Raw genomic sequence first — 20542 nt, forward strand, 5'->3', positions numbered from 1 at the left:
AAGAGGGGCCGCCCCCGTTCACGCGAACGGGTGACGGCCCCCTACGGGAACCCCGAGGACCGGGCGTCAGATGTGACCGCCCATGCCGCCCGCCTCCGCGTTCTCGCCGCGCTTGGTGAGCGTCGCGACCAGCGCCGCGACCACGGCCACGCCACCGGCGACGCTGAAGGCCAGGCCCATGCCGTCGAGGAACGTGTCGTGGATGACCTTGGTGATCAGCTGGAAGAGGTCGGGGGTCATCCCCGGCGCCTGGGCCAGCTCCGGCGGGGCCATGCCGAACTCCGCGGCCTGCTCCAGCTGCGGGTTCACCGGAGCCGGGATGCCGGCCTCCTTCCAGTTCCCCGCGAAGGAGTCGGCGACCTTCGACGACATCACGGCGCCGAGCACCGCCGTGCCGAGCGCGCCGCCGACCTGCATGGCGGCCTGCTGCAGACCACCGGCCACGCCGGAGAGCTCCAGCGGCGCGTTGCCCACGATGACCTCGGTCGCGCCGACCATGACCGGGGCGAGCCCCAGGCCGAGCAGCGCGAACCAGAGGGACATGGCGAAGGTGCCGGTCCCCGCGGTGAGGGTGATCATGCCGAACATCGCGACGGCCGTGCAGACCATGCCGCCGACGAGCGGCACGCGCGGCCCGAACTTGGTGATGAGCGCGCCCGCCAGCGGCGAGGAGACGATCATCATCGCGGTCAGCGGCAGCAGGTGCAGACCGCTGTCGACCGGGCTCAGCCCCTTCACGCCCTGGAGGTAGAAGGTGACGAAGAAGAGGCCGCCCATGAAGGCGAAGGCCATCAGGACCATCAGCACCACGCCGGCCGAGAGCGGCACGGAGCGGAACATGCCGAGCGGGATCAGCGGCTCCTTGACCTTCGTCTCCCAGAAGGCGAAGACCGCGAACAGGATCAGCGCGCCGATCAGGCAGCCCCAGGTCTTGCCGCTGGACCAGCCCCAGGACTCACCGGCCTTGATGAGGCTCCAGACGAGGGAGGCCATGGCGCCGGAGAGCAGCAGGATGCCGAGGACGTCGAAGGAGCGCGGCGCGTTCTCGGCGCGGTGGTCCTTCAGGATGACCAGGCCGAGCACCAGCGCGACGACGCCCACCGGCACGTTGACGAAGAAGACGGACTGCCAGCTGACGTGCTCGACGAGCAGACCGCCGACGATCGGGCCGCCCGCCGTGGAGGCGCCGATGACCATGCCCCAGATGCCGATGGCCATGTTCAGCTTCTCGGCGGGGAAGGTGGCGCGCAGCAGGCCGAGCGCGGCCGGCATCAGCAGGGCGCCGAAGAGGCCCTGAAGGACGCGGAAGGCGATCACGGCCCCGATGGAGTTCGAGAGCCCGATGGCACCCGAGGCGGCGGCGAAGCCGGCGATGCCGATGAGGAAGGTCTGCCGGTGGCCGAAGCGGTCACCGAGCTTGCCGGCGGTGATCAGGGCGACGGCGAGCGCGAGCAGATAGCCGTTGGTGATCCACTGGACCTGGGCGAGGCTGGCGCCGAGGTCGGTCTTGATGGCGGGGTTGGCGATGGCGACGATCGTGCCGTCGAGCGCGACCATCATCACGCCCACGGCCACGCCGAACAGGGTCAGCCAGGGGTGGCCGCGCAGTCCCTTCGCCGGGACCGGTGCGGGTTCCCGGGCGCCCCCCTGACCCTGCGGGGCCTTTTCCACGGTGGTCTGACTAGTCATGCGATCGAGGCTAGTGACAGTCACTGACAATTGACAAAGCGATTCACGCGTCGGTAACTGTCACGTAGCTCACAGGTACGCTGAGCAGGACGAAACGCTGGAAAGAGGACCCCGACGTGACCCTGCCCGGACTGCGCGAGCGGAAGAAACAGCGCACGCGCGACGCACTCACCCGGGTGGCACTGGAGCTCTTCACCACCCAGGGGTACGAGCGGACCACCGTCGACGAGATCGTCGACGCCGTGGAGGTGTCCCAGCGCACCTTCTTCCGGTACTTCTCCTCCAAGGAGGAGGTCGCCTTCACCGTCCAGCACATGGTGGAGGACCGGTTCGTGCAGGCCCTCGGCCGGCGCCCGGCGGACGAGGCCCCCCTCGACGCGATGCGCAACGCCGTCCTGTCCGCCTGGGACACCATCGGCGAGGCGATCGTCGAGGTCGTCCCCGTCGAGCTGTACCTGCGCACGTACCGGATGATCGAGTCGACGCCCGCGCTGCTCGCCGTCCACCTGCGCCGCTCCACCGAGATGGAGGAGACCATCGCCCGGATCATCGCCGCGCGCGAGGGCCTCGACGTCGACGCGGACCCCCGCCCCCGGATCGCGGTGGCGGCGTTCAGCGGGGTGATGAGAGTCACCGGCCAGATGTGGGGCCGGGGTACGGACCAGAGCCTGGGGGCCATCCGCGAGCTCACCGAGGCCTACCTCGACCACCTCGGCCCGGCGCTCGCCCCGCGCTGGGACCGGGAGCGGTAGGGGCCTCGGCAAGGGCCGCTGCGGGGGCGGGGCCTCTGCGGCGGGGCTCTTCGCCGTGCGGCGGCGGGCCCTCGGCGGGGCGGGTGGCCCCCCGCAGGTCGGGGGCCTTCATCTTCGCCCCGTAGGGTGGCCGCCCGTGACCTCCGCCGACACCTCGCCCACGCTCGTCGCCACGCGCGCGCTCCTCGCGCTCGCCGTCGTGTTCGTGCTCCTCGCCACCACCGGGTGGACCACGATCCGGCACCGGCCCGTCTCGTGGTCGTCCCGCGAGGCCGCGCTCGCCGCCTGGGTACGGGACCGGATCGACCACCGGCCGCTGCCGGACCCGGCCGCCCCGGCCGGCACCGTCGCCGCGTTCTTCGCCGGACTCGGCCCGGCCGACGGCGACCGGCTCGCCGCCCGGCACCCGCTCGTCGTCGGCAACCTCGACGGCGCCCCGGTCACCCTGCGCTACCGCGCCAACCGCATCACCCTCGCGCGCGCGTACGCCGCCGAGCGGGGCAGGGTCGACGACGCCCGCCTCTCCCCCGAGGGCCGCCACGAGGCCCTCCGCCGCGTCGACCGCTTCGCCTCGCTGATGCGCCCGGGCCGCCAGGTCCTCGCCTTCGACCCCAGCGGTACGGGACGGGCCGCCGAGGTCCTCGGGGACCTGGACCAGGCCAGGCGCGTGTCCGTGATCGTGCCCGGCGTCGACACGAACCTGCTCACCTTCCAGAAGACCCAGGGCCGCTACGGCGCCCCCGCCGGCATGGCCGAGGCCCTCTACGCGGCCGAGCGGCGGACCTCGCCCCGCGCGCGCGTGGCCGTCATCGCCTGGGCCGACTACACCGCGCCCGCCGGGCTGGGCGTGGACGCGGCGACCGGCCGGCTGGCCGAGGAGGGAGCCGTACGTCTCGTCGGGCTCACCGAGTCGCTCCCCGCGCACGCGCGCGTGGCGCTCTTCTGCCACAGCTACGGTTCCGTGCTCTGTGGGGTCGCCGCGCCCCGGCTGCCCTCCCGGGTGACCGACGTGGCCGTGGCCGGAAGCCCCGGGATGCGGGTCGAGCGGGCCGCCGAACTCGACAGCCCCGCGCGCGTGTGGGCCATGCGGGACGCCGACGACTGGATCGCGGACGTGCCGCACCTGGAGGTCGGCGGGCTCGGGCACGGAGCGGACCCCGTCGCACCCGAATTCGGCGCCCGGCTGCTCTCCGCGCGCGGGGCGGTCGGCCACGGCGGCTATTTCGAGCCGGGTACGGAGAGCCTCGACAACTTCGCCGCGATAGGCGTCGGGGCGTACCCCCGGCTCGTCTGCGCACGTGCCGACAGCGCTTGCCACGACGGAATATCCGGTGCGGAAGGGCTCTGACGCGCGTAGATCCCGCAATTTCGGGACCTTTCACAGGGGCGACGCCGGGGCACACGCCGCATACGATGAGGCGTATGGGTGATGTGCTGGCCGGAATTCATGCCACCTGGGAGCTCGAGAGCGACGCCCTCGTCATCCGCTTCGACCGGGGGATCCGCACGCCGAAGCTCTTCCACGCGCTGCGTGAGAGACGAGTGCCGTTCGAGGCGCTGGCGTCGGTGACGCTCGCGCCCGGGAGGCGGGGCACCGTCGTGCTGCACGCCGTGCCTCGGCCCGGCGCCGATCCGCTGATGGAAGCGGCCGCGGGGCAGCTCAAGGAGGGCAACGATCCGTACCGCCTGGTGCTCCCGGCGGAACGCGAACCGCTCGCCGAGCAGTACCGGGACGAGCTGCGGGCGCTCCTCGACGCGCAGCCGGGGGCCGCGGGGGCCGCCGGGTACGGGGCGTACGGGGACGGCGACGGGTTCGACGGGGTCGATGGGGTCGATGCCTTCGGTGGGGTCGATGTGTTCGATGGGGTCGTCGGGGGCGTCGTGCCCGCCGACCGGTTCCTGGTGGAGCCGCCCTCGGGGCCGCAGTCCTTCAAGGCGTACGACGGGAAGGCCACCTTCGACGGGACCTCGGAGGTCGCCTTCCGCTGGTCTTGGACCGGGGCGACCTCGGAGAAGTGGAAGGCCGGTGACCAGGTCTTCGCCGTACGAGACCTCTGCGGGGTCGAATGGCGCTCGCCGGACGGCGTCGACGGGTACCTGCGACTGCTGCTCCGGGACGGGGCCCGGGCCGAACGGCCCGACCAGGACCCGGCGTGCGTGGTCTTCGGGCGCTACGGGCCGGTCCACGAGTCCCTGACCTTCGCGGCGGCGGTCCTCGCGGCGATCCGCGGCGGGGACCGCGTGCCGGTGCCCGTCCCCGTGCCCGTCGCCGTCGCGGCGGGCGGGGGTGCGGGGGACGCTTCGGGGCCGGAGGGGGAGCGGAGGGATCCCGGGGTGGTGGCTGAAAGGATTCGGCATCTTGGGGAGTTGCATCGGGCGGGGCTGGTGACGGATGCGGAGTTCTCGGCGAAGAAGGCGGAGCTCCTGGCGGAGCTGTGAGGGGGCGTCCGTGCGGGGCGCGCTCGGCTCGGCGCCTCCGCTTCGGTGGGCCCGCGCCGCCGTCCGGGCCTTCGCCTCGGGCCCGTGGGCCCGCGCCGCCGGCCGGGCCTTCGCCTCGCGCCCGTGGGCCCGCGCCGCCTGGTGCGAGCCCGCTGCCGTGTGGGCAATCGTCCCGCTGGGCGGGACGGGTGGGCACACGGGACGGCGCCCTCTCGCGGCGCCTCCGCGTTCCGAGCCTGGACCCCCACCGCCCAGTAGCCGTGCACGGGGGTGCGGGTCAGGGCGCAAGAGCCTCCCGCGCCGGCAAGGGCGCCGTTCCGTTGTGCCCACCCGTTCCGCCCCTTGCGGAACGCCTGCCCACAACGGGGCCCGGCGGGGACCGCAGCCCGGTCGCCGGGTCATACCTGGGTAGCACGGGGTGGTCCGGTCCTCGGTATGACGTCGGAGGGGGAGGCGGCTGCCTACGCTGGGGCCGTCATGGTTACCGCATCGCGGCACGAGCCGCCCCCCGCCGACCCGCCCGCCGCCCGACGTCTCCGGGAGCGGACCCGCGCGATGTTCCAGGGGCTCGGGGCCGCGCTCACCACCCCGACCACTCCGGGGCAGCCGCTCCTCGCGGGCGCCTCCGGCCGGTGGGTGCGGCTGCTGCCGTACGTCGTCGCCCTCGCGTTCGGCTCCGCGCTCCTCCCCTCCACCGTCGTGCTCCTCGTCAACGACTACGGCGTCAACGGCGCCCTCGCCGGCGCCCTCGGCACCGCCCAGGCCGCGCCGCTCCTCATCGCCGTCACCCGCCCCCTCCAGGCCTGGTGGATCGTCTTCGCCGCCGACGTGCTCGGCGCGCTCGTGCTGCTCGGCGCGGACGGTCCCCACGCGGAGATGTGGCCGTGGACCCCGCCGGTCGTCATCGGCTACTGCGCCCTGATGGTCGCGCTCGGACTGCGCGAGTCCCGCCGGGCGCTGTTCGGGGTGTGGCTGGCGACCGGCGTGGCCGGTTTCGTCCTGGAGGCCTTCCGGCCCGCCGGGCAGACCAGCCTGCACGTGCTGCTGCTCGTCCTCAGCGGTGTGCTGCTGCTCCTCACCTCGGCGGTCCGGGCGCGCGGCGACGCGCAGCGGCGGCTCGCGGAGCAGGAGACCATCAGCGAGGCCGAACGGGCCCGCCGCACCCTGCTGGAGGAGCGGGCCAGGATCGCGCGGGAGCTGCACGACGTCGTGGCGCACCACATGTCCGTGATCACGGTGCAGGCGGACTCGGCCCCGTACCGCATCCCCGAGCTCCCGGACGCGGCACGGGAGGAGTTCACGTCCATCGCGGCGAGCGCCCGTGAGTCGCTGGCCGAGATGCGCCGGCTGCTCTCCGTGCTGCGCAGTGACGGCAGCGAGGGCGAACGGGCGCCGCAGCCGGGACTCGACCGGGTCCAGCAGCTCGTCGAGGCGACCGTACGCGCGGGCGTGCCGGCCGAACTGCGGCTCGCGGCCGACCTCGGCGAGGTGCCGCAGGCCGTGGACCTGTCGGCGTACCGGATCGTGCAGGAGGCCCTGGCGAACGTGGTGCGCCACGCGCCGGGCGCCTCGACCCGGGTCTCCGTGCGGGCCGAGGACGGGTGGCTGACGGTCCTCGTCGTCAACGGGCCCTCGCTGGAGGAACGTTCCGCCGTCGAGCGGGGCGCCCCCGGCACCGGGCACGGGCTCGTCGGCATGCGGGAACGCGTACGGTTGACCGGCGGCTCGCTGGACACCGGGCCGCTGCCGGACGGCGGCTTCCGGGTCGCGGCGCGGCTTCCCCTGCGTACGAAGGACACCGAGTGACCATCCGCGTGATCATCGTGGACGACCAGGCGATGGTGCGGGCCGGCTTCGCCGCGCTGCTCGCCGCGCAGCCCGACATCGACGTGGTCGGCGAGGCGCCGGACGGGCGGCAGGGCGTGGACGTGGCGCGCTCGGCGCACCCGGACGTGGTCCTGATGGACGTGCGGATGCCGGAGCTGGACGGGCTCGCGGCCGCCCGCGAGATCCTGCACCCGCCGGCCGGGGTCACGCACCGGCCGAAGGTGCTGATGCTGACGACGTTCGACGTCGACGACTACGTGTACGAGGCGCTGCGCGCGGGGGCCTCCGGCTTCCTCCTCAAGGACGCGCCGCCGGCGGACCTCATCGCCGCCGTACGGGTGGTGGCGGCGGGCGAGGCGCTGCTCGCCCCGTCCGTGACGCGCCGCCTGATCGCCGACTTCGCGGCCTCGCGCCCGGCGCCCCGCCGGGACACCACGGCGCTGCGACTGAACGGGCTCACCCCGCGCGAGACGGAGGTCCTGGAGCTGATCGCGCGCGGCCTGTCCAACCAGGAGATCGCCGACAGCCTGGTCCTCGCCGAGCAGACGGTGAAGACCCACATCGGCCGGGTCCTCGCCAAGCTGGACCTGCGCGACCGCGCGCAGGCGGTGGTCTTCGCATACGAGTCGGGCCTGGTCACGCCCGGGGATTCGCGCTAGGGCGGGTCGCCGCACTCCCGTCTGCCCCCGGGCGACGACGGGAACGTGACGACACGCCCGAGCACCCGGGGGAAAACCCCACCTCCGCCCTCCGGTTGACCGCTCCTCCACCCCCTACCCCGGTATCAACGGGGACTTGGCTCCCCGGTGTGACGCCGCGTCACCCGTCGTCTTCCTACCTTCCTCTCGCCAACGAGAAGAGCGAGGGAGGGCGGGCCGATGCGCCGCTTCACGAGGACCCTGATCACCGCCGCGGTGGTGACCGGTGTGATCGCCGGCACCGCCGGCTGGGCGTCCGGGAACAGCCAGGAGGCCGTCACCGGGGCGCCCGTCGGGACGGCGGCGTGGCGGGCGGCGGGGCTGCCGGACCCGGAGCGGATGGGCCCGGCCGAGGTCGCGCGCTTCTTCGCCGGGCTGAGTCCCGTACGGCAGCGGGAGCTGGCCCGTACGCACCCCAGCGTCGTCGGCAACCTCGACGGGGCGCCCTTGGAGCTGCGGTACGAGGCCAACGCCCGGACCGTCCGGGGCGGGTTCGGCGGGGCGCGGGTCCTCGCCCACGATCCGCGCGGCCGGGGGCAGGTGGCCCTGGTCTACGGGGATCTGGCGCGGGCCGCGCACGTGGCCGTGATCGTGCCCGGCTCCGACGTGGACGCGTCCCACGTGCGGCCGCTCGCGGACATGGCCGCCGAGCTGCGCCGGGCGACCGGCGGCCGTACGGCGGTCGTGGCCTGGGCCGGCTACACGACGCCGGTGGGCGTCGGCCTGGACGCGGCCACCGGGCGGCTCGCCGAGGCCGGGGCGGACCGGCTGACCCGGTTCGCGGACGGGCTCGCCGCGGTCGGCGCGGCCGAGCCCTCCGTCTTCTGCCACAGCTACGGCTCGGTGGTCTGCGGTCTCGCCGCGCACGGGCTGAAGGCCAAGGACCTGGTGGTCTTCGGCTCCCCCGGGATGCGCGCCGCGAACGTGTCCGACCTCGGGACCTCCGCCCGGGTCTGGGCGGCGAAGGATCCCACCGACTGGATCGACCGCGTCCCGAACGTCGCCTTCGCGGGGCTCGGGCACGGCGCCGACCCGGCCGACCCGGCCTTCGGGGCGCGCCGGATCCCGGCCGGGGACGCCGTTGGGCACGGCGGCTACTTCGCGCCCGGCACCTCGTCGCTCCGCGCGTTCGCCGCGATCGCCGAGGGGGACGTCCGATGAAGACGCTCGTCGCGCGGATCGAGGCCGCCACCCCCGCCCACCGCGACCGGGCGGTCGACGGGCTGCGCGCCCTCGCGCTGCTCGCCGTGCCGACGGGGCACTGGCTGCTCGGCGGCTTCACGCTCTCGCCGGACGGTGCCGTCCACAACGCGAGCCCGCTCGGCACCTTCGCGGAGCTGGCGCCCGTCAGCTGGGTCCTCCAGATGCTGGGGATCTTCTTCCTGGTCGGCGGCTACGCCTCGGTCCTGTCCTACCGGCGCCACGAGGGCTCCGCGCGCGCGTGGCTCGGCGGACGGCTCGCCCGGCTGGGGCGCCCGGTGCTCGGGGTCACCGCCGTGTGGGCGGTGCTGCTGCCGGTGCTGCACTTCGGTCCCGGGGTGCCCGTGGACACGCTGCGGACGGCGTCCACGCTGGTGATCCAGCCGCTCTGGTTCGTCGGGGTGTACACGGTGGTGACCGCGCTGACCCCGCTGTGCGTGCGGGCGGCGCGCCGCCTGGGGGTGTGGGCCGCGGCGCCACTGCTCGGCTCGGTCGCCGTCGTCGACTTCCTGCGGTACGGGCCGTACGCCGACGCCCTGCCGTCCTGGCTGAGCCTGCTGAACATCCTGCCCGGCTGGCTGTTCGCGTACCAGCTCGGCGTCGCGTGGGGCGAGGGCCGGGTCACCCGGCGCCACGCGTGGGGGCTGCTGCTCGGCGGTGCCGCGCTCTTCGCCGCCCTGCTCCTGGCCTTCGGCTACCCGGCGTCGATGGTGGGCGTCCCCGGCGAGGCGCGCACCAACTCGCACCCGCCGTCGCTGCTCGTGCTGGCCCTCGCCGCCGCGCAGAGCGGTGCGGCGATCCTGCTGCGGGACCGGATCGGCCGGTTCCTGCGGCGGCCCGCGGTGTGGGCGCCGGTCGTCGTGGTCAACCTGTCCGCGATGACGGTCCTGTGCTGGCACCAGACGGCGATGCTCGCCGCGGCGGTCCCCGCCTCGTACCTCGGGGAGGTCCCCGGTCTGGTCGGCGCACCGGACTCGGCCGGCTGGATCCTCGCCCGGCTCGCCTGGATGCCGGTCTTCGCCGGTCTGCTCGTGCTGATCGGCCGGTACGCGCGCGTCTTCGAGTCCCCGTGGGCGAGGACCGGTCCGGCCCGCCGCACCCTGGCGGGTCTCCTGGCGGCGGGCTTCGCGGTCTTCGCCCTGGGGCTGGCGTGAGCCCCGTGGGGGGTGGTGTCCTGTCGATCAGGCCGGCGCCCGGTCCGGTCGACGCGGCACCCCTACACCTCGCGGGCCGCCGCCGTGGAGCTCATGTCCGGGTAGCGGTCGCCCGCCACCAGGCCGGCGATCGGCTCCAGCGCGGCGAGTTCGGCGTCGGTGAGGGTGATGCGGGTGGCCGCGGCGTTCTCCAGGAGCCGGGCGCGCTTGCGGGTGCCGGGGATCGGGACGACGGTGAGGCCGTGCACGGTGGCGCGCTGCTGCACCCAGGCGAGGGCGATCTGGGCCGGGGTGGCGCCGTGCGCGGCGGCGATCTTCCGGACCGGGTCGAGGAGGGCGGCGTTCCGCTCGGCGTTCTCGCCGGTGAACCGGGGCTGGGACTGGCGGAAGTCGCCGCCCGACAGCTCCTTCGCGGCGTCCGCGAACGCGCCGGTCAGGAAGCCCCGGCCGAGCGGCGAGTACGGCACGAGGGCCACGCCCAGCTCGGCCGCGGCGCCGACGGCGCTGCGCTCCACGTCGCGGGAGAAGAGCGACCACTCCGACTGGAGGGCGGTGATCGGGTGGACGGCGTGCGCCTCGCGCAGCTCGGGCCCGGTGACCTCGCTCAGGCCCAGGAAGCGGACCTTGCCCTGCTGGACGAGCTCGGCCATGGCGCCGACGGACTCGGCGAACGGGACCTCCGGGTCGCGGCGGTGCATGTAGTAGAGGTCGATCGTGTCGATCCCGAGGCGGCGCAGGCTGCCCTCGACCGCCTTCCTGATGTACGCGGGGTCGTTGCGGACGCCCCGGTGGGCCGGGTCGTCGGCGCGGCGCTCGATGGCGAACTTGGTGGCGAGGGTGACCTCGTCGCGGTGGGCGGCGAGGAAGGGCGCGAGGAACTCCTCGTTGGCACCGCTGCCGTACACGTCCGCGGTGTCGATCAGGGTGACCCCGGCCTCCAGGGCCGCTTCGAGGGTGTCGCGGGCGGCGGCCTCGTCGGTGCCGCCGTAGAACTCGCTGATGCCCATGGAACCGAAGCCCTGGACGCCGGTCTCCGGGCCGTCCTGACCGCCGAGCCGTACGGTGTCGATCCTGGTGACGCTGGTCATGATGACGTTCCTCCGCATGCGGTCCCGTAGTGACCGATCTTGATGTCGAGTACGGCGAGCGTGTCCTGGAGCTCGGTGATCCTGGTCAGGACGTCCCGCCGGGTGGCCTCCAGGAGCTCCCGCCGCGCGTCCCGGGTGTGGTCGCCCTCGCGCACCAGCTCGGCGTACCTGACCATGTCGGCGACCGGCATCCCGGTCAGCCGCAGCTTGCCGACGAAGGCCAGCCAGCCCAGGTCGCGCTCGGTGAAGCGGCGCTGGCCCGTGTGGGAGCGGTCCACGTGCGGCATGAGGCCGATCCGCTCGTACCAGCGCAGGGTGTGCGCGGTGAGACCGGTCAGCGCGGACACCTCGCTGATCGTGTAGCGGTCCTTCCCGGCGGTTCTCGTCGTGCTCTCGACGCTCTCGATCACGCTCATGGACTCCACGCTAAAACGTTGGAGTGCACTCGAAGCAAGTAGGCTCGGGCCCATGCAGAGCAGCGTGCCGAGCCTGGCGTCGATCGAGAACTGGCCCGTCCCCACCGCGGCGGCGGCGGTCGTCCGCGCGGACGGCACCCTGGCCGGGTCCCACGGCCCCACCGGACGGCGCTTCGCGCTCGCCTCGGTCACCAAGCCCCTCGCGGCGTACGCCGTCCTCGTCGCGTACGAGGAGGGGGCGATCGACCTCGACGAGCCGGCCGGGCCCGAGGGCGCGACCGTCCGCCACCTCCTCGCCCACACCTCGGGGCTCGCCTTCGACGAGAACCGGGTCATGGCCGCGCCGGGCACCCGCCGGATCTACTCCAACACCGGCTTCGAGGCGCTCGGCGACCACGTCGCCAAGGCGACCGACATCCCGTTCGCGGAATATCTGCACCAGGCCGTCCTGGAGCCCCTCGGGATGACGTCGACGACGCTGGACGGCTCGCCCGCGAAGGACGGCGTGTCGACGGTGGACGACCTCGTGCGGTTCGCCGCCGAGGTGCAGGCGCCGCGGCTGCTCGACCCGCGGACGGTGCTGGACGCGATGACCGTCACCCACCCGGGTCTGACCGGCATCCTGCCCGGCTACGGGCACCAGCGGCCGAACGACTGGGGGCTCGGCTTCGAGATCCGCGACGGCAAGTCCCCGCACTGGACCGGCGCGAGCTCCTCGCCGCGCACCTTCGGGCACTTCGGGCAGGCCGGAACGTTCCTGTGGATCGACCCGGACGCACGGGCCGCCTGTGTGGCCCTCGCGGACCGGCCCTTCGGGCCGTGGGCCGTCGAGGCCTGGCCGCCGTTCACGGACGCGGTGCTGGCGGACCTGCGGGCGGGCTGACCGCGCGCCGCGCGCCGCTCAGCGTTCGCAGCGCGTCGCCGGGAGGGTTCCGTCGGCGCCCGTGAGGATCACCTCGATCATGCCCCCGCCGTCCTCCGCGTACGCGGCCGTGCACACCAGCTGCTGGACGGCCGCGTCCGACAGGTCGCGGACGGAGAACGGCGTGCGGATCCGGACGGTGCGGCGGCCCTCCGGGGTCGTCCCGGCCACCGTGACCTGCTCGGTCCTCGGCCCCCGCGTCCCCTTCGGAAGGTCCGTGGTCAGGCCCGCCTCGGTGTCGGGCCCGGCCGGGCCCGCGAGGAGCGCGGCGAGCACCTTGTCCGTGACGGGCCGGGCGCCCTGCTCCCGCGACGACTCCGCGGAGTCCGCTCCCCTGGCCTTCCGGTCGGCCTCCGTCTCCGACCCGCCCCAGGCGAACGACACGTCGGGGACCGGCAGCCCGTACTCGCGGACCACGGGGACCAGGCGGCCGTCCGGCCCGAGGAAGTAGAGCACCATCCGGAACTCGGGCGCCGGGGGGACGGCGATGGTCGCGGCGCCGCCCGCCTCGACGACGTCGGTCTTCTGGATGCCGCAGGCGGCGAGCGCCAGGACGCCGAGCAGGACCGCGGCGAGGGCCCGGGGCCGGGCGCACCGCGCCGTGCCGTCCTTCGCCGGCGGCCGCTCGGCGGGACTCGCCGGGCGGCGCCCGGCCGGACTCGCGGGGCGCTTCACCGGGGCATCCGTACGGTGAAGACCGCACCGCCCCCGGGGGCGTTGGCGGCGCGGACGGTGCCGCCGTGCAGCCGGACGTTCTCCAGGGTGATCGCCAGGCCCAGGCCGCTGCCGGCCGAACGGGTGCGCGCCCGGTCCGCCTTGTAGAAGCGGTCGAAGACGTGCGGCAGGACCTCCGGGTCGATGCCCGGCCCCCGGTCGGCGACCTCCGTCACCAGCTCGTCCCCCTCCGCGTACAGCCGGACCGTCACCGGCGCCGCCCCGTGCCGCAGCGCGTTGCCCACGAGGTTGGCGACGACCACGTCGAAACGGCGCGGGTCGAGCCGGGCCCTGATGCCCTCCTCGAGGTACGGGGCGACCTGCGCCGGATCGGTCCAGTGCCGGTTCTGGAGGGTCTTGCGGACGCAGTCGGCGGCGTCGACCTCGTCGGTGTGGAGCTCGGCGGCGCGGGCGTCGAAGCGGGAGATCTCCATCAGGTCCTCGACCAGCACGGCGAGTTTCCCGGTCTCGGCGCTGATGAGCCGGACGGCGCGGGCCGTGTCGCTGTCGAGGCTCCCGGCGTCCTCGTCGAGGACCTCGGTGACCGCGAGCATCCCGGCGAGCGGGGTGCGCAGCTCGTGCGAGACGTCGGAGGCGAAGCGGCGGGCCCGGGCCTCGGCGTTGCGGAGTTCCGTGACGGAACGTTCCAGCTCGGCGGCGGACTCGTTGAACGTCCGGGCGAGGTCGGCGAGTTCGTCGCTGCCCTTCGCGTGGATGCGGGTGTCGAGCCGGCCCCGGCCCATGCTGTGGGCCGCGCGCCGCAGTTCGCGTACGGGGCGGAGCACGCCGCGCGACGCGATGAGCGCGGGGATGAGCGCCACGGCGAGGGCCGGGAGGGCGCCGTCGCGGGCGGCGGTGACCATGGCCTCGATGTTCGCCTCCTCGTCGTCGAGCTCCATGACCGCGTAGAAGACGAGCCCGGTGGGCTGCGCCGTCCCCTTGTCCACATGGGTGCGGAAGACGGCGGGGACGGCGATCGTCAGGTAAGGGGTGCCGTTCTTCACGACCCGCTGGAAGCTGCTGTGCGGGGTGTACGCCCCGGCCTGGGCGCGGGCCCGGAGCTCGGGGGTGATCACGGAGGAGGTGGGGCGGTCAGCGGAGGACATGCGCAGGGAGCCGTACTCGGCGTAGACGCGCCAGGGACGGGGTTTGCCCTGCTTGGCGATCCCGCGGAGGACGTCCCCGAGCTGGCGGGGGTCGACGGGCAGGCTGAGGACGAGCGGGTCGACCTGGTCGCGGAAGGCGGAGACGGCGGTGTTCTGGGTCTGCTCCAGGATGGCGTTGCGGGCGGCGCGGTAGGTGAGCGCGGCGGTGGTGCCGCAGCCGACGGCCGCGACGAGGAGGAAGGCGAGGACGAGGCGGGTCCGGAGGCCGAAGGGGCGCAGGCGCGGGACGCGGGCGCGGCGGCGGGCCCGTCGGCCCGGGGCCCGTCCGGTGCCGGCGGCCCCGTCCGTGTCGTCGTCCGTGCCCTCGCGCGGGCCCCCGTCCAGGGCGGCGGCCTCGTCCGTGGCGCCCGGCTCAGGGCGCACACAGGCCCTCACAGGGGGCCGAAGCGGTAGCCGAAGCCCCGCAGGGTCTGGATGTACCGGGGCTCGCCCGGGGTGTCCTCGATCTTGTTGCGCAGGCGGCGGACACAGGCGTCCACCAGCCGGGCGTCCCCGTGGTAGCTGTGCTCCCAGACGTGTTCGAGCAGCTGCTGGCGGCTGAAGACCTGCTCGGGGGCGGCCGTCAGGTGCAGCAGCAGCTTCAGTTCGGACGGGGCGAGCGCGACGCGCTCGCCCGCCTTCGCGACGGTCAGACCGGCCCGGTCGACGGCCAGCTCCCCGTGGAACTCGACGGCGGACCGGCCGGTGCCGGGCTCCTCGATGCGGCGCAGCACGGCCCGTATCCGGGCCTCGATGACCTCGGTGCGGGCGGGCTTGACGATGTAGTCGTCGGCCCCGGCCTCCAGGCCGACGACGATGTCGAAGTCGTCACCGCGCGCGGTGAGCATGATGATCGGCAGCTGGCTGCTCTCCCTGACCCGGCGGCAGACCTGGACGCCGTTCATGCCGGGCAGCATCAGGTCCAGGAGCAGGAGGTCGGGCCGGAACTCGCCGAGCGCGGCGAGCCCGTCCTCGCCGGTGGGGGCGGTGCGCACGTCGTGCCCGCGGCGGCGGAGGCCGAGCTCGACGCCCTCGCGGACGGAGGGGTCGTCTTCTATCAGGAGCACGCGGGGCATCTCTGGAGTATCCCAAGGGTCGAGGGGTCCCCCGCGGGGGACGGTGGCGCGCACGGGGCCCGGTGCGGGGCTCGTCAGCGGCGGAGGCGAGTTCTGCCCGAGGCGAGGAGGGTCTGGAGTTCCGTCAGGCCGAGGGGGCCGGCCAGGAGGGCGAAGGTCGCGAGGATCGTCGCCGCCCCCGCCAGTCCCGCCACCACCGGTCCCGCCGGCGCCGTCGCGTCCGCCACGAACAGCGCGTACCCGGCCGCCGGGACGGCCGCGACGAGGAGCCGGGCGAGCGCGGGGAGGGCCCCGCCGGAGGCTCCTCCGAGGCGGCGGCGGAGCGCGTGCGCCGTGACCGCCCAGCCCGCCCACAGCGCCAGCGAGTACGCCGCCGCCATGCCCGTCACCGCCCAGCGGGTCGGCAGGACGTGGTAGGCCGCCAGGGAGAGCCCCGCGTTCAGGGCCGCGATGACCAGGTTCAGGAGGAACGGGGTCCGGGTGTCGCGCAGGGCGTAGAACGCGCGGGTGCACACGTACTGGCCGGAGAGGGCGACCAGGCCGGGCGCGAAGGCCATCAGGGTCCAGGACATCGCGCGGATGTCGTCGCCGGTGGTCGCCCCGTACCGGAAGACGACCGTCATCAGCGGGACGGCGAGGGCCAGGAGCGCGCAGGCCGCCGGGACGACGGCGGCGGCGCTGGTCCGCAGGGCGTACGAGACGTCCCGCCGGACGCCGGCGAGGTCGCCGTCCGCCGCCGCGCCGCTCATCCGGGGCACCAGGGCGGTCACGAGGGAGACGGTGACGATGCCGTGCGGGACGGTCCACAGGAGGTAGGCGTTGTTGTACGCGGCGAGGCCCGCGCCGCCGCCCGTCGCCGTGTCGCCCGCGGTGGTCGCCAGCCAGGTCGTCACCCAGTAGGCGCCCTGGTTCGTGAGGACGAGCAGCACCAGCCAGCCCGCCGAGCGCAGCGGGGCGGCGAGGCCGCTGCCCCGCCAGTCGAAGCGGGGCCGCCAGCGGAAGCCGGCGGCGCGCAGCGAGGGCAGCAGGGCGAGGGCCTGGACGGCGATGCCGGCGGTGGTGCCCCAGCCGAGGAGCGCGGTCTCCCCGGGGGTGAGCTCCCCGCCGTCGCCGACGACCAGGAAGAGGCCGAAGACGCCGACGGCGACGACGTTGTTGAGGACCGGGGTCCACATCATGGCGCCGAAGCGGCCCCGGGCGTTCAGGACCTGGCCGAGCAGGGTGAAGAGCCCGAGGAAGAAGATCTGCGGCAGGCACGCGCGCGCGAAGGCGATGGTCATGTCCCGCTGTCCGCCCGCGTAGTCGGTGTACGTGTCGACGATCAGCGGGGCGGCGAGGACCGCGGCGGCGGTGAGCGCGGTCAGGGCGAGCGCGCAGAGGGTGAGGAGGCGGTCGGTGTAGGCGACGCCGCCGTCCTCGTGCTCCTTGGCGGCCTTGACGAGTTCGGGCACGAAGACGGCGTTGAGGGCGCCGCCGAGGAGGAGCATGTAGACGATGGTGGGGACCGAGTTGCCGACGGCGTACCCGTCGGCGACGAGGCCCGCGCCGAGCGCGGCGGCGACGACCGAGGCCCGGACGAAGCCGGTGGCGCGGGAGACCAGCGAGCCGGCGGCCATGAGGGCGCCGCTGCGGAGGGCGGAGGCCTTCTGCCGCCGCTCCGCGGGCGGGGTGAGCGTCGCCGTCATCGTCGGGCCATGTAGGCCTGGAAGGCGCGGTACAGCGCTCCGTTGGTCGTGCCCTGCATCGGCGTCTCCCACTCCCCCAGCGTCTCGACGACCTGTCCGCCCGTCCCGAGCTTCCAGCGCAGCAGCCCGTGGGCGCGGTCGCCCGGGTCGAGGGTGGAGGGTACCCCGCGCAGGTCGTAGACGGCCGCGCCGAGGGCGTGGGCGTCGAGGAGCATGCGCCACTGGAGGGCGTTGGAGGGCCGGACCTCGCGGCGGTGGTCGGCGGAGGCCCCGGTCTGGTACCAGACGCGGCCGCCGACCGTGAGCATGGTGTGCGCGGCGAGGATCTCGCCCTCGTGGCGGGCGAGGTAGAGCCGCATGCGGCCGGGCCGTTCGGCGTTGAGGACCGCGTACTGGCGCTCGTAGTAGGCGAGGGAGCGGCCGAGGCGGAAGCCGTCGCGCTCCTCGGTGATCCGCAGCAGCCGGTAGAACTCGGGGAGGTCGGCGGCGGAGCCGAGGACGACCTCGACGCCGGACTTGCGGGCCTTGCGGACGTTGCGCCGCCACTCCTGGTTGAGTCCGGTCCACAGGTCGTCGGCGTCGCGGCCGGCGAGCGGGACCTGGAAGACGTGGCGGGGCTGGGCGTCGGCGCCGTCCTCGGAGTCGCCGCCGCACTTGCGCCAGCCCCGGGCGCGGAGCCGTTCGGCGACGGCCGTTCCCAGCGGGTCGACCTCGTCGGCGAGGACGTCGGAGAGGCGGCGGCCGGGGCCGGTGCCGGCCTTGACGGTGGCGGCGTTCCAGCGGCGGTACGCGGGGCCGGGCCCGATGCGGACGGCGAAGGCGCCCAGCGAGCGCAGATGGCCGAGGAGCGGCCCGAGCCAGCTGTCGAGGTCGGGATCGGCCCAGTCGGCGACGGGGCCCTCGGGCAGGTAGGCGAAGTACTTCCGGGTGCCGGGGAAGGGCCGGAGGAGGACGAGCGCGACGCCGGAGAGCGCCGCGCCCTCGCGCCCCCAGCCGACGAGCCGGTGGCTCCAGCCGTCCTTCACCTGCGCCCAGGAGGGGAGCTGGAGGAAGCTGGGCCCGTCCGCGCCGGGGCGGGAGTCGAGGAACGCGCGGTACGCCTCGGGGGTCACGGGCCCGAGCCTCACCGGTCCCGCCGGGGCGCGGCGGTCGGTGGGTGCGGCCGTCACGAGCAGCGCTGACACAACGGGAGCCTCCTTGTTCCGCCCCTCGGTGGTGGGGCGCACAGCAGGCTCACAGCCGAATTCGACCGGTGCGCGCGGTGATTGTGACGGGACGGTGACGGTATTGCCGCAGCCCCTGTCACAGAGGCGTCCGGCGCCCCACGGGGGCGCGGCAGCGTCCTAAAGTCCAGGTCATCCCACTCTTTCCTCACCCGCGGAGGTCTTCCGTGCTGCCGATACGCACCACGCCGCCGATACGCATGTCCCGTCCCGTCCTGGCCGCCGTGGCACTCGTCGCCTCCCTCACCGCCTGTACGGCCCAGGCCGCGGACGGGGGTTCGTCCGGGTCGGGGTCCGGCGGGGCGAAGGACGCGGCCCCGGTGAAGGTGACCGTGGTGGACCGGGCGGCCGGCAAGCCGGTGTCGGTGACGGCGGACGGCGGGACGCTCACCGCGGTGAAGGTCGTCGACGGCGAGGGCGGGGTCCTGAAGGGCCGTACGGGGGCGGGCGGCACGAGCTGGGCCTCGGACCGCAAGGCGGCGCCGGGCACCTCCTACACGGTCGAGGTGACGTCCCGTACCGCCGGCGGCGAGGAGTCGACCAGCCGGTCGTCCTTCTCCACCCCGGAGGCCGACAAGGTCAACAAGGTGACCCTGGCCCCCGGCAAGAACACCACCGTCGGCATCGCGCACCCGCTCTCCATCGTCTTCGACCTGCCCGTGACGAAGAAGGCGGACGTGGAGCGGCAGCTCAAGGTGACCACCTCGAACGGCACCGAGGGCTCCTGGGGCTGGGTCAAGGACTACTCGGGCCGGGACAGGGCGGACTGGCGCCCCCGGGACTACTGGAAGCCGGGCACGAAGGTCACCCTCGAAGCGGACCTCGACGGCACGGACTCGGGCGGCGGCTGGTTCGTGCGGGACTACCGCACCGGCTTCACCGTCGGCGCCGCGCAGGTCGTCAAGGTCGACCTCGACGCGCACGAGCTGCGTGTCGTACGGGACGGGCGGACGGTCCGTACGATCCCCGTCTCCGGCGGCACCCCGGGCGGCGACAAGCGGTCCTGGCGGGGGACGGCCGTGCTGATGGCGAAGGAGGGCACCATCAACATGAACTCGGAGACGGTCGGCCTCGGGGACGCCTACGACAAGGACGTGGACTACTCGATGCGGCTGACCTGGTCGGGCATGTACGCGCACGCGGCGCCGTGGAACGGGCCGTACTTCGGCAAGGCGAACAAGAGCTCGGGGTGCATCGGGATGAGCGACGCGGACGCGGCGTCGTTCTACGCGTCGGTGAACGTGGGCGATCCCTTCGAGATCAAGGGCCGGGAGACGAAGGGGATCGTGGCGGAGGGGAACGGGTACGGGGCGTGGAATGTGAGCTGGGAGCAGTGGAAGGCGAAGAGCGCGGTGCGCTGACGCAGCGGCGACGGGGGGCTCGGGCCGGCACCGCCGTGGCCCTCGCCGGCGGCCCGTGGGCCCTCGGGCCGGCGCCCGTGAGGCCCGCCCGCCAGGCGTGCGCCTTGCCCGCCGCCGTGTGGGCCCGCCGCCCGCCGCCGTGTGGGCCCGTCGCCCGCTGCCGTGTGGGCCCGTCGCCCGCTGCCGTGTGGGCAATCGTCCCGCTGGGCGGGACGGGTGGGCACACGGGACGGCGCCCTTCGCGGCGCCTCCGCGTTCCGTGCCCCGGCCCGCACCACCCGTGACGGCATCCGGGAGGTGCGGGTTCAGGCTCAGGGGCCTCCCGCGCCGGCCAGGGCGCCGTTCCGTTGTGCCCACCCGTTCCGCCCCTTGCGGAACGCCTGCCCACAACGGCGGGCGCGGGCCCACAACGGCGGGCGCGGGCCCGCAACGGGGCGGGGCGCGGCGGCTAAGGGGTGCTCATCGCCCAGACCAGGAGCTCCGCGTCGGTCGTCGCGCGCAGCGGTACCGCCTCCTCACCCGTGAGCCGCGCCGCGTCCCCCGGCGACAGTTCCTCACCGCGCAGCGTCACCTCGCCCCGTACCACGTGCGCGTACGTGAAGTCCGCCGCCGGGAGTTCCGCCGAATCGCCCGCCCCGAGGCGCCGCACGCGCAGGACCGCGCCCGCCGCCGGGAGTTCGTAGGGGGCGGACAGCCCGCGCACCACCGCGTACGAGGGGTCCCCGCCCGGAGAGAGGGGGGCCAGCCACATCTGGACGAAGGTCAGGGGGACGTCGCCGTCGTTGCGTTCGACGTGCCGGACGCCGCCCGCCGCGCTCAGGTGCTGGAGGTCGCCGGGGCGGACCACCGAGGTGTGGCCGGTGGAGTCGGCGTGGGTGAGTTCGCCCTCCACCACCCAGGTCACGATCTCCGTGTGGCTGTGCGGATGCTCGTCGAAGCCCGCGCCGGGCGCGAGCCGCTCCTCGTTGCAGGCGAGGATCGCGCCGAAACGGAGGTTGTCGGGGTCGTAGTACGGACCGAAGGACAGGGCGTGCCGGGTCTCGATCCCGGCCGCGGGGTCGCCCCCGGGGTGCCGGTCGCCCGCGCGCTGGATGCGTATCACGGACGTACCGTAGCCCGGGGAAACAGCCCCGACCCCGCACGCCGGCGTCCC

At 74.6% G+C, this 20542-nt stretch carries 18 protein-coding genes; 9 read left to right on the forward strand and 9 right to left on the reverse strand.

Annotation, left to right across the window (positions count from 1 at the left end):
• Positions 1 to 66 precede the first annotated feature (66 nt).
• On the reverse strand, positions 67 to 1689 hold the full coding sequence (locus ACFYXU_RS09870) for an MFS transporter (protein ID WP_376508573.1): 1623 nt from the start codon (positions 1687 to 1689) through the stop codon (positions 67 to 69).
• 116 nt (positions 1690 to 1805) lie between these two features.
• Between ACFYXU_RS09870 and ACFYXU_RS09875 the strand changes: the two genes are divergently transcribed.
• The 7 genes from ACFYXU_RS09875 to ACFYXU_RS09905 all read left to right on the forward strand — a co-directional run bounded on the left by ACFYXU_RS09875 (position 1806) and on the right by ACFYXU_RS09905 (position 9759).
• Positions 1806 to 2441 (forward strand): TetR family transcriptional regulator, encoded by a 636-nt coding sequence (locus ACFYXU_RS09875; protein ID WP_389457209.1) that lies wholly within the window; start codon positions 1806 to 1808, stop codon positions 2439 to 2441.
• Positions 2442 to 2577: 136 nt separating this feature from the next.
• Positions 2578 to 3789: an alpha/beta hydrolase gene (locus tag ACFYXU_RS09880; RefSeq protein ID WP_376508575.1), complete on the forward strand. Its 1212-nt coding sequence runs from the start codon at positions 2578 to 2580 to the stop codon at positions 3787 to 3789.
• Between the two features lie 74 nt (positions 3790 to 3863).
• Positions 3864 to 4880, forward strand: coding sequence for a DUF4429 domain-containing protein (locus ACFYXU_RS09885; RefSeq protein WP_389457212.1), 1017 nt, complete (start codon positions 3864 to 3866; stop codon positions 4878 to 4880).
• A 477-nt stretch (positions 4881 to 5357) separates the two neighbouring features.
• Positions 5358 to 6686: a sensor histidine kinase gene (locus ACFYXU_RS09890; protein WP_389457214.1), complete on the forward strand. Its 1329-nt coding sequence runs from the start codon at positions 5358 to 5360 to the stop codon at positions 6684 to 6686.
• Positions 6683 to 7366, forward strand: coding sequence for a response regulator transcription factor (locus tag ACFYXU_RS09895; RefSeq protein WP_329855354.1), 684 nt, complete (start codon positions 6683 to 6685; stop codon positions 7364 to 7366). Before ACFYXU_RS09890 ends, ACFYXU_RS09895 begins: the two co-directional genes overlap by 4 nt.
• A gap of 219 nt (positions 7367 to 7585) precedes the next feature.
• Positions 7586 to 8566 carry an alpha/beta hydrolase gene (locus ACFYXU_RS09900; protein ID WP_389407275.1) on the forward strand — a complete coding sequence of 327 codons (981 nt, stop codon included), beginning with the start codon at positions 7586 to 7588 and terminating at the stop codon, positions 8564 to 8566.
• Positions 8563 to 9759, forward strand: coding sequence for an acyltransferase (locus tag ACFYXU_RS09905; protein ID WP_389457216.1), 1197 nt, complete (start codon positions 8563 to 8565; stop codon positions 9757 to 9759). Before ACFYXU_RS09900 ends, ACFYXU_RS09905 begins: the two co-directional genes overlap by 4 nt.
• 62 nt (positions 9760 to 9821) lie before the next feature.
• On the opposite strand, the gene ACFYXU_RS09910 is transcribed toward ACFYXU_RS09905, so the two are convergent.
• Positions 9822 to 10847, reverse strand: a complete 1026-nt coding sequence (locus ACFYXU_RS09910) for an aldo/keto reductase (protein WP_389407273.1) — start codon at positions 10845 to 10847, stop codon at positions 9822 to 9824.
• Entirely contained in the window at positions 10844 to 11263 is a 420-nt protein-coding gene (locus tag ACFYXU_RS09915; protein WP_329855350.1) for a MerR family transcriptional regulator, read from the reverse strand. Before ACFYXU_RS09915 ends, ACFYXU_RS09910 begins: the two co-directional genes overlap by 4 nt.
• A gap of 52 nt (positions 11264 to 11315) precedes the next feature.
• Between ACFYXU_RS09915 and ACFYXU_RS09920 the strand changes: the two genes are divergently transcribed.
• Positions 11316 to 12146: a serine hydrolase domain-containing protein gene (locus ACFYXU_RS09920; RefSeq protein WP_361403620.1), complete on the forward strand. Its 831-nt coding sequence runs from the start codon at positions 11316 to 11318 to the stop codon at positions 12144 to 12146.
• A gap of 18 nt (positions 12147 to 12164) precedes the next feature.
• Here ACFYXU_RS09920 and ACFYXU_RS09925 read toward each other — a convergent pair whose 3' ends face one another.
• The 5 genes from ACFYXU_RS09925 to ACFYXU_RS09945 all read right to left on the reverse strand — a co-directional run bounded on the left by ACFYXU_RS09925 (position 12165) and on the right by ACFYXU_RS09945 (position 17989).
• Entirely contained in the window at positions 12165 to 12860 is a 696-nt protein-coding gene (locus ACFYXU_RS09925; protein WP_389457219.1) for a hypothetical protein, read from the reverse strand.
• Complete coding sequence (locus ACFYXU_RS09930; RefSeq protein WP_389457221.1) at positions 12857 to 14428, reverse strand: ATP-binding protein; 1572 nt, start codon at positions 14426 to 14428, stop codon at positions 12857 to 12859. Before ACFYXU_RS09930 ends, ACFYXU_RS09925 begins: the two co-directional genes overlap by 4 nt.
• Positions 14429 to 14436: 8 nt before the next feature.
• Positions 14437 to 15120: a response regulator transcription factor gene (locus ACFYXU_RS09935; RefSeq protein ID WP_329855346.1), complete on the reverse strand. Its 684-nt coding sequence runs from the start codon at positions 15118 to 15120 to the stop codon at positions 14437 to 14439.
• 74 nt (positions 15121 to 15194) lie between these two features.
• Entirely contained in the window at positions 15195 to 16805 is a 1611-nt protein-coding gene (gene murJ, locus ACFYXU_RS09940) for a murein biosynthesis integral membrane protein MurJ (RefSeq protein WP_389457223.1), read from the reverse strand.
• The gene (locus ACFYXU_RS09945; protein ID WP_329855343.1) at positions 16802 to 17989 is read right to left on the reverse strand and encodes a peptidoglycan bridge formation glycyltransferase FemA/FemB family protein; all 1188 of its coding nucleotides are present in this window, start codon (positions 17987 to 17989) and stop codon (positions 16802 to 16804) included. The genes murJ and ACFYXU_RS09945 overlap by 4 nt, the downstream gene beginning before the upstream one ends.
• Positions 17990 to 18228: 239 nt before the next feature.
• Here ACFYXU_RS09945 and ACFYXU_RS09950 point away from each other — a divergent pair, with 239 nt between their 5' ends.
• On the forward strand, positions 18229 to 19389 hold the full coding sequence (locus tag ACFYXU_RS09950; protein ID WP_389457578.1) for an Ig-like domain-containing protein: 1161 nt from the start codon (positions 18229 to 18231) through the stop codon (positions 19387 to 19389).
• A 448-nt stretch (positions 19390 to 19837) separates the two neighbouring features.
• Here ACFYXU_RS09950 and ACFYXU_RS09955 read toward each other — a convergent pair whose 3' ends face one another.
• Positions 19838 to 20491 carry a pirin family protein gene (locus ACFYXU_RS09955; RefSeq protein WP_389457225.1) on the reverse strand — a complete coding sequence of 218 codons (654 nt, stop codon included), beginning with the start codon at positions 20489 to 20491 and terminating at the stop codon, positions 19838 to 19840.
• Positions 20492 to 20542: the final 51 nt, after the last annotated feature.

The sequence above is a fragment of the Streptomyces sp. NPDC002232 genome (assembly GCF_042890295.1).
GTDB lineage: Bacteria > Actinomycetota > Actinomycetes > Streptomycetales > Streptomycetaceae > Streptomyces.

Coding starts and splice junctions, on each gene's coding strand:
- ACFYXU_RS09935 (WP_329855346.1), bottom strand. CDS start 15,120: ATGCCCCGCGTGCTCCTGATAGAAGACGACCCCTCCGTCCGCGAGGGC.
- ACFYXU_RS09910 (WP_389407273.1), bottom strand. CDS start 10,847: ATGACCAGCGTCACCAGGATCGACACCGTACGGCTCGGCGGTCAGGAC.
- ACFYXU_RS09890 (WP_389457214.1), top strand. CDS start 5,358: ATGGTTACCGCATCGCGGCACGAGCCGCCCCCCGCCGACCCGCCCGCC.
- ACFYXU_RS09870 (WP_376508573.1), bottom strand. CDS start 1,689: ATGACTAGTCAGACCACCGTGGAAAAGGCCCCGCAGGGTCAGGGGGGC.
- murJ (WP_389457223.1), bottom strand. CDS start 16,805: ATGACGGCGACGCTCACCCCGCCCGCGGAGCGGCGGCAGAAGGCCTCC.
- ACFYXU_RS09950 (WP_389457578.1), top strand. CDS start 18,229: ATGTCCCGTCCCGTCCTGGCCGCCGTGGCACTCGTCGCCTCCCTCACC.
- ACFYXU_RS09920 (WP_361403620.1), top strand. CDS start 11,316: ATGCAGAGCAGCGTGCCGAGCCTGGCGTCGATCGAGAACTGGCCCGTC.
- ACFYXU_RS09885 (WP_389457212.1), top strand. CDS start 3,864: ATGGGTGATGTGCTGGCCGGAATTCATGCCACCTGGGAGCTCGAGAGC.
- ACFYXU_RS09905 (WP_389457216.1), top strand. CDS start 8,563: ATGAAGACGCTCGTCGCGCGGATCGAGGCCGCCACCCCCGCCCACCGC.
- ACFYXU_RS09900 (WP_389407275.1), top strand. CDS start 7,586: ATGCGCCGCTTCACGAGGACCCTGATCACCGCCGCGGTGGTGACCGGT.
- ACFYXU_RS09915 (WP_329855350.1), bottom strand. CDS start 11,263: ATGAGCGTGATCGAGAGCGTCGAGAGCACGACGAGAACCGCCGGGAAG.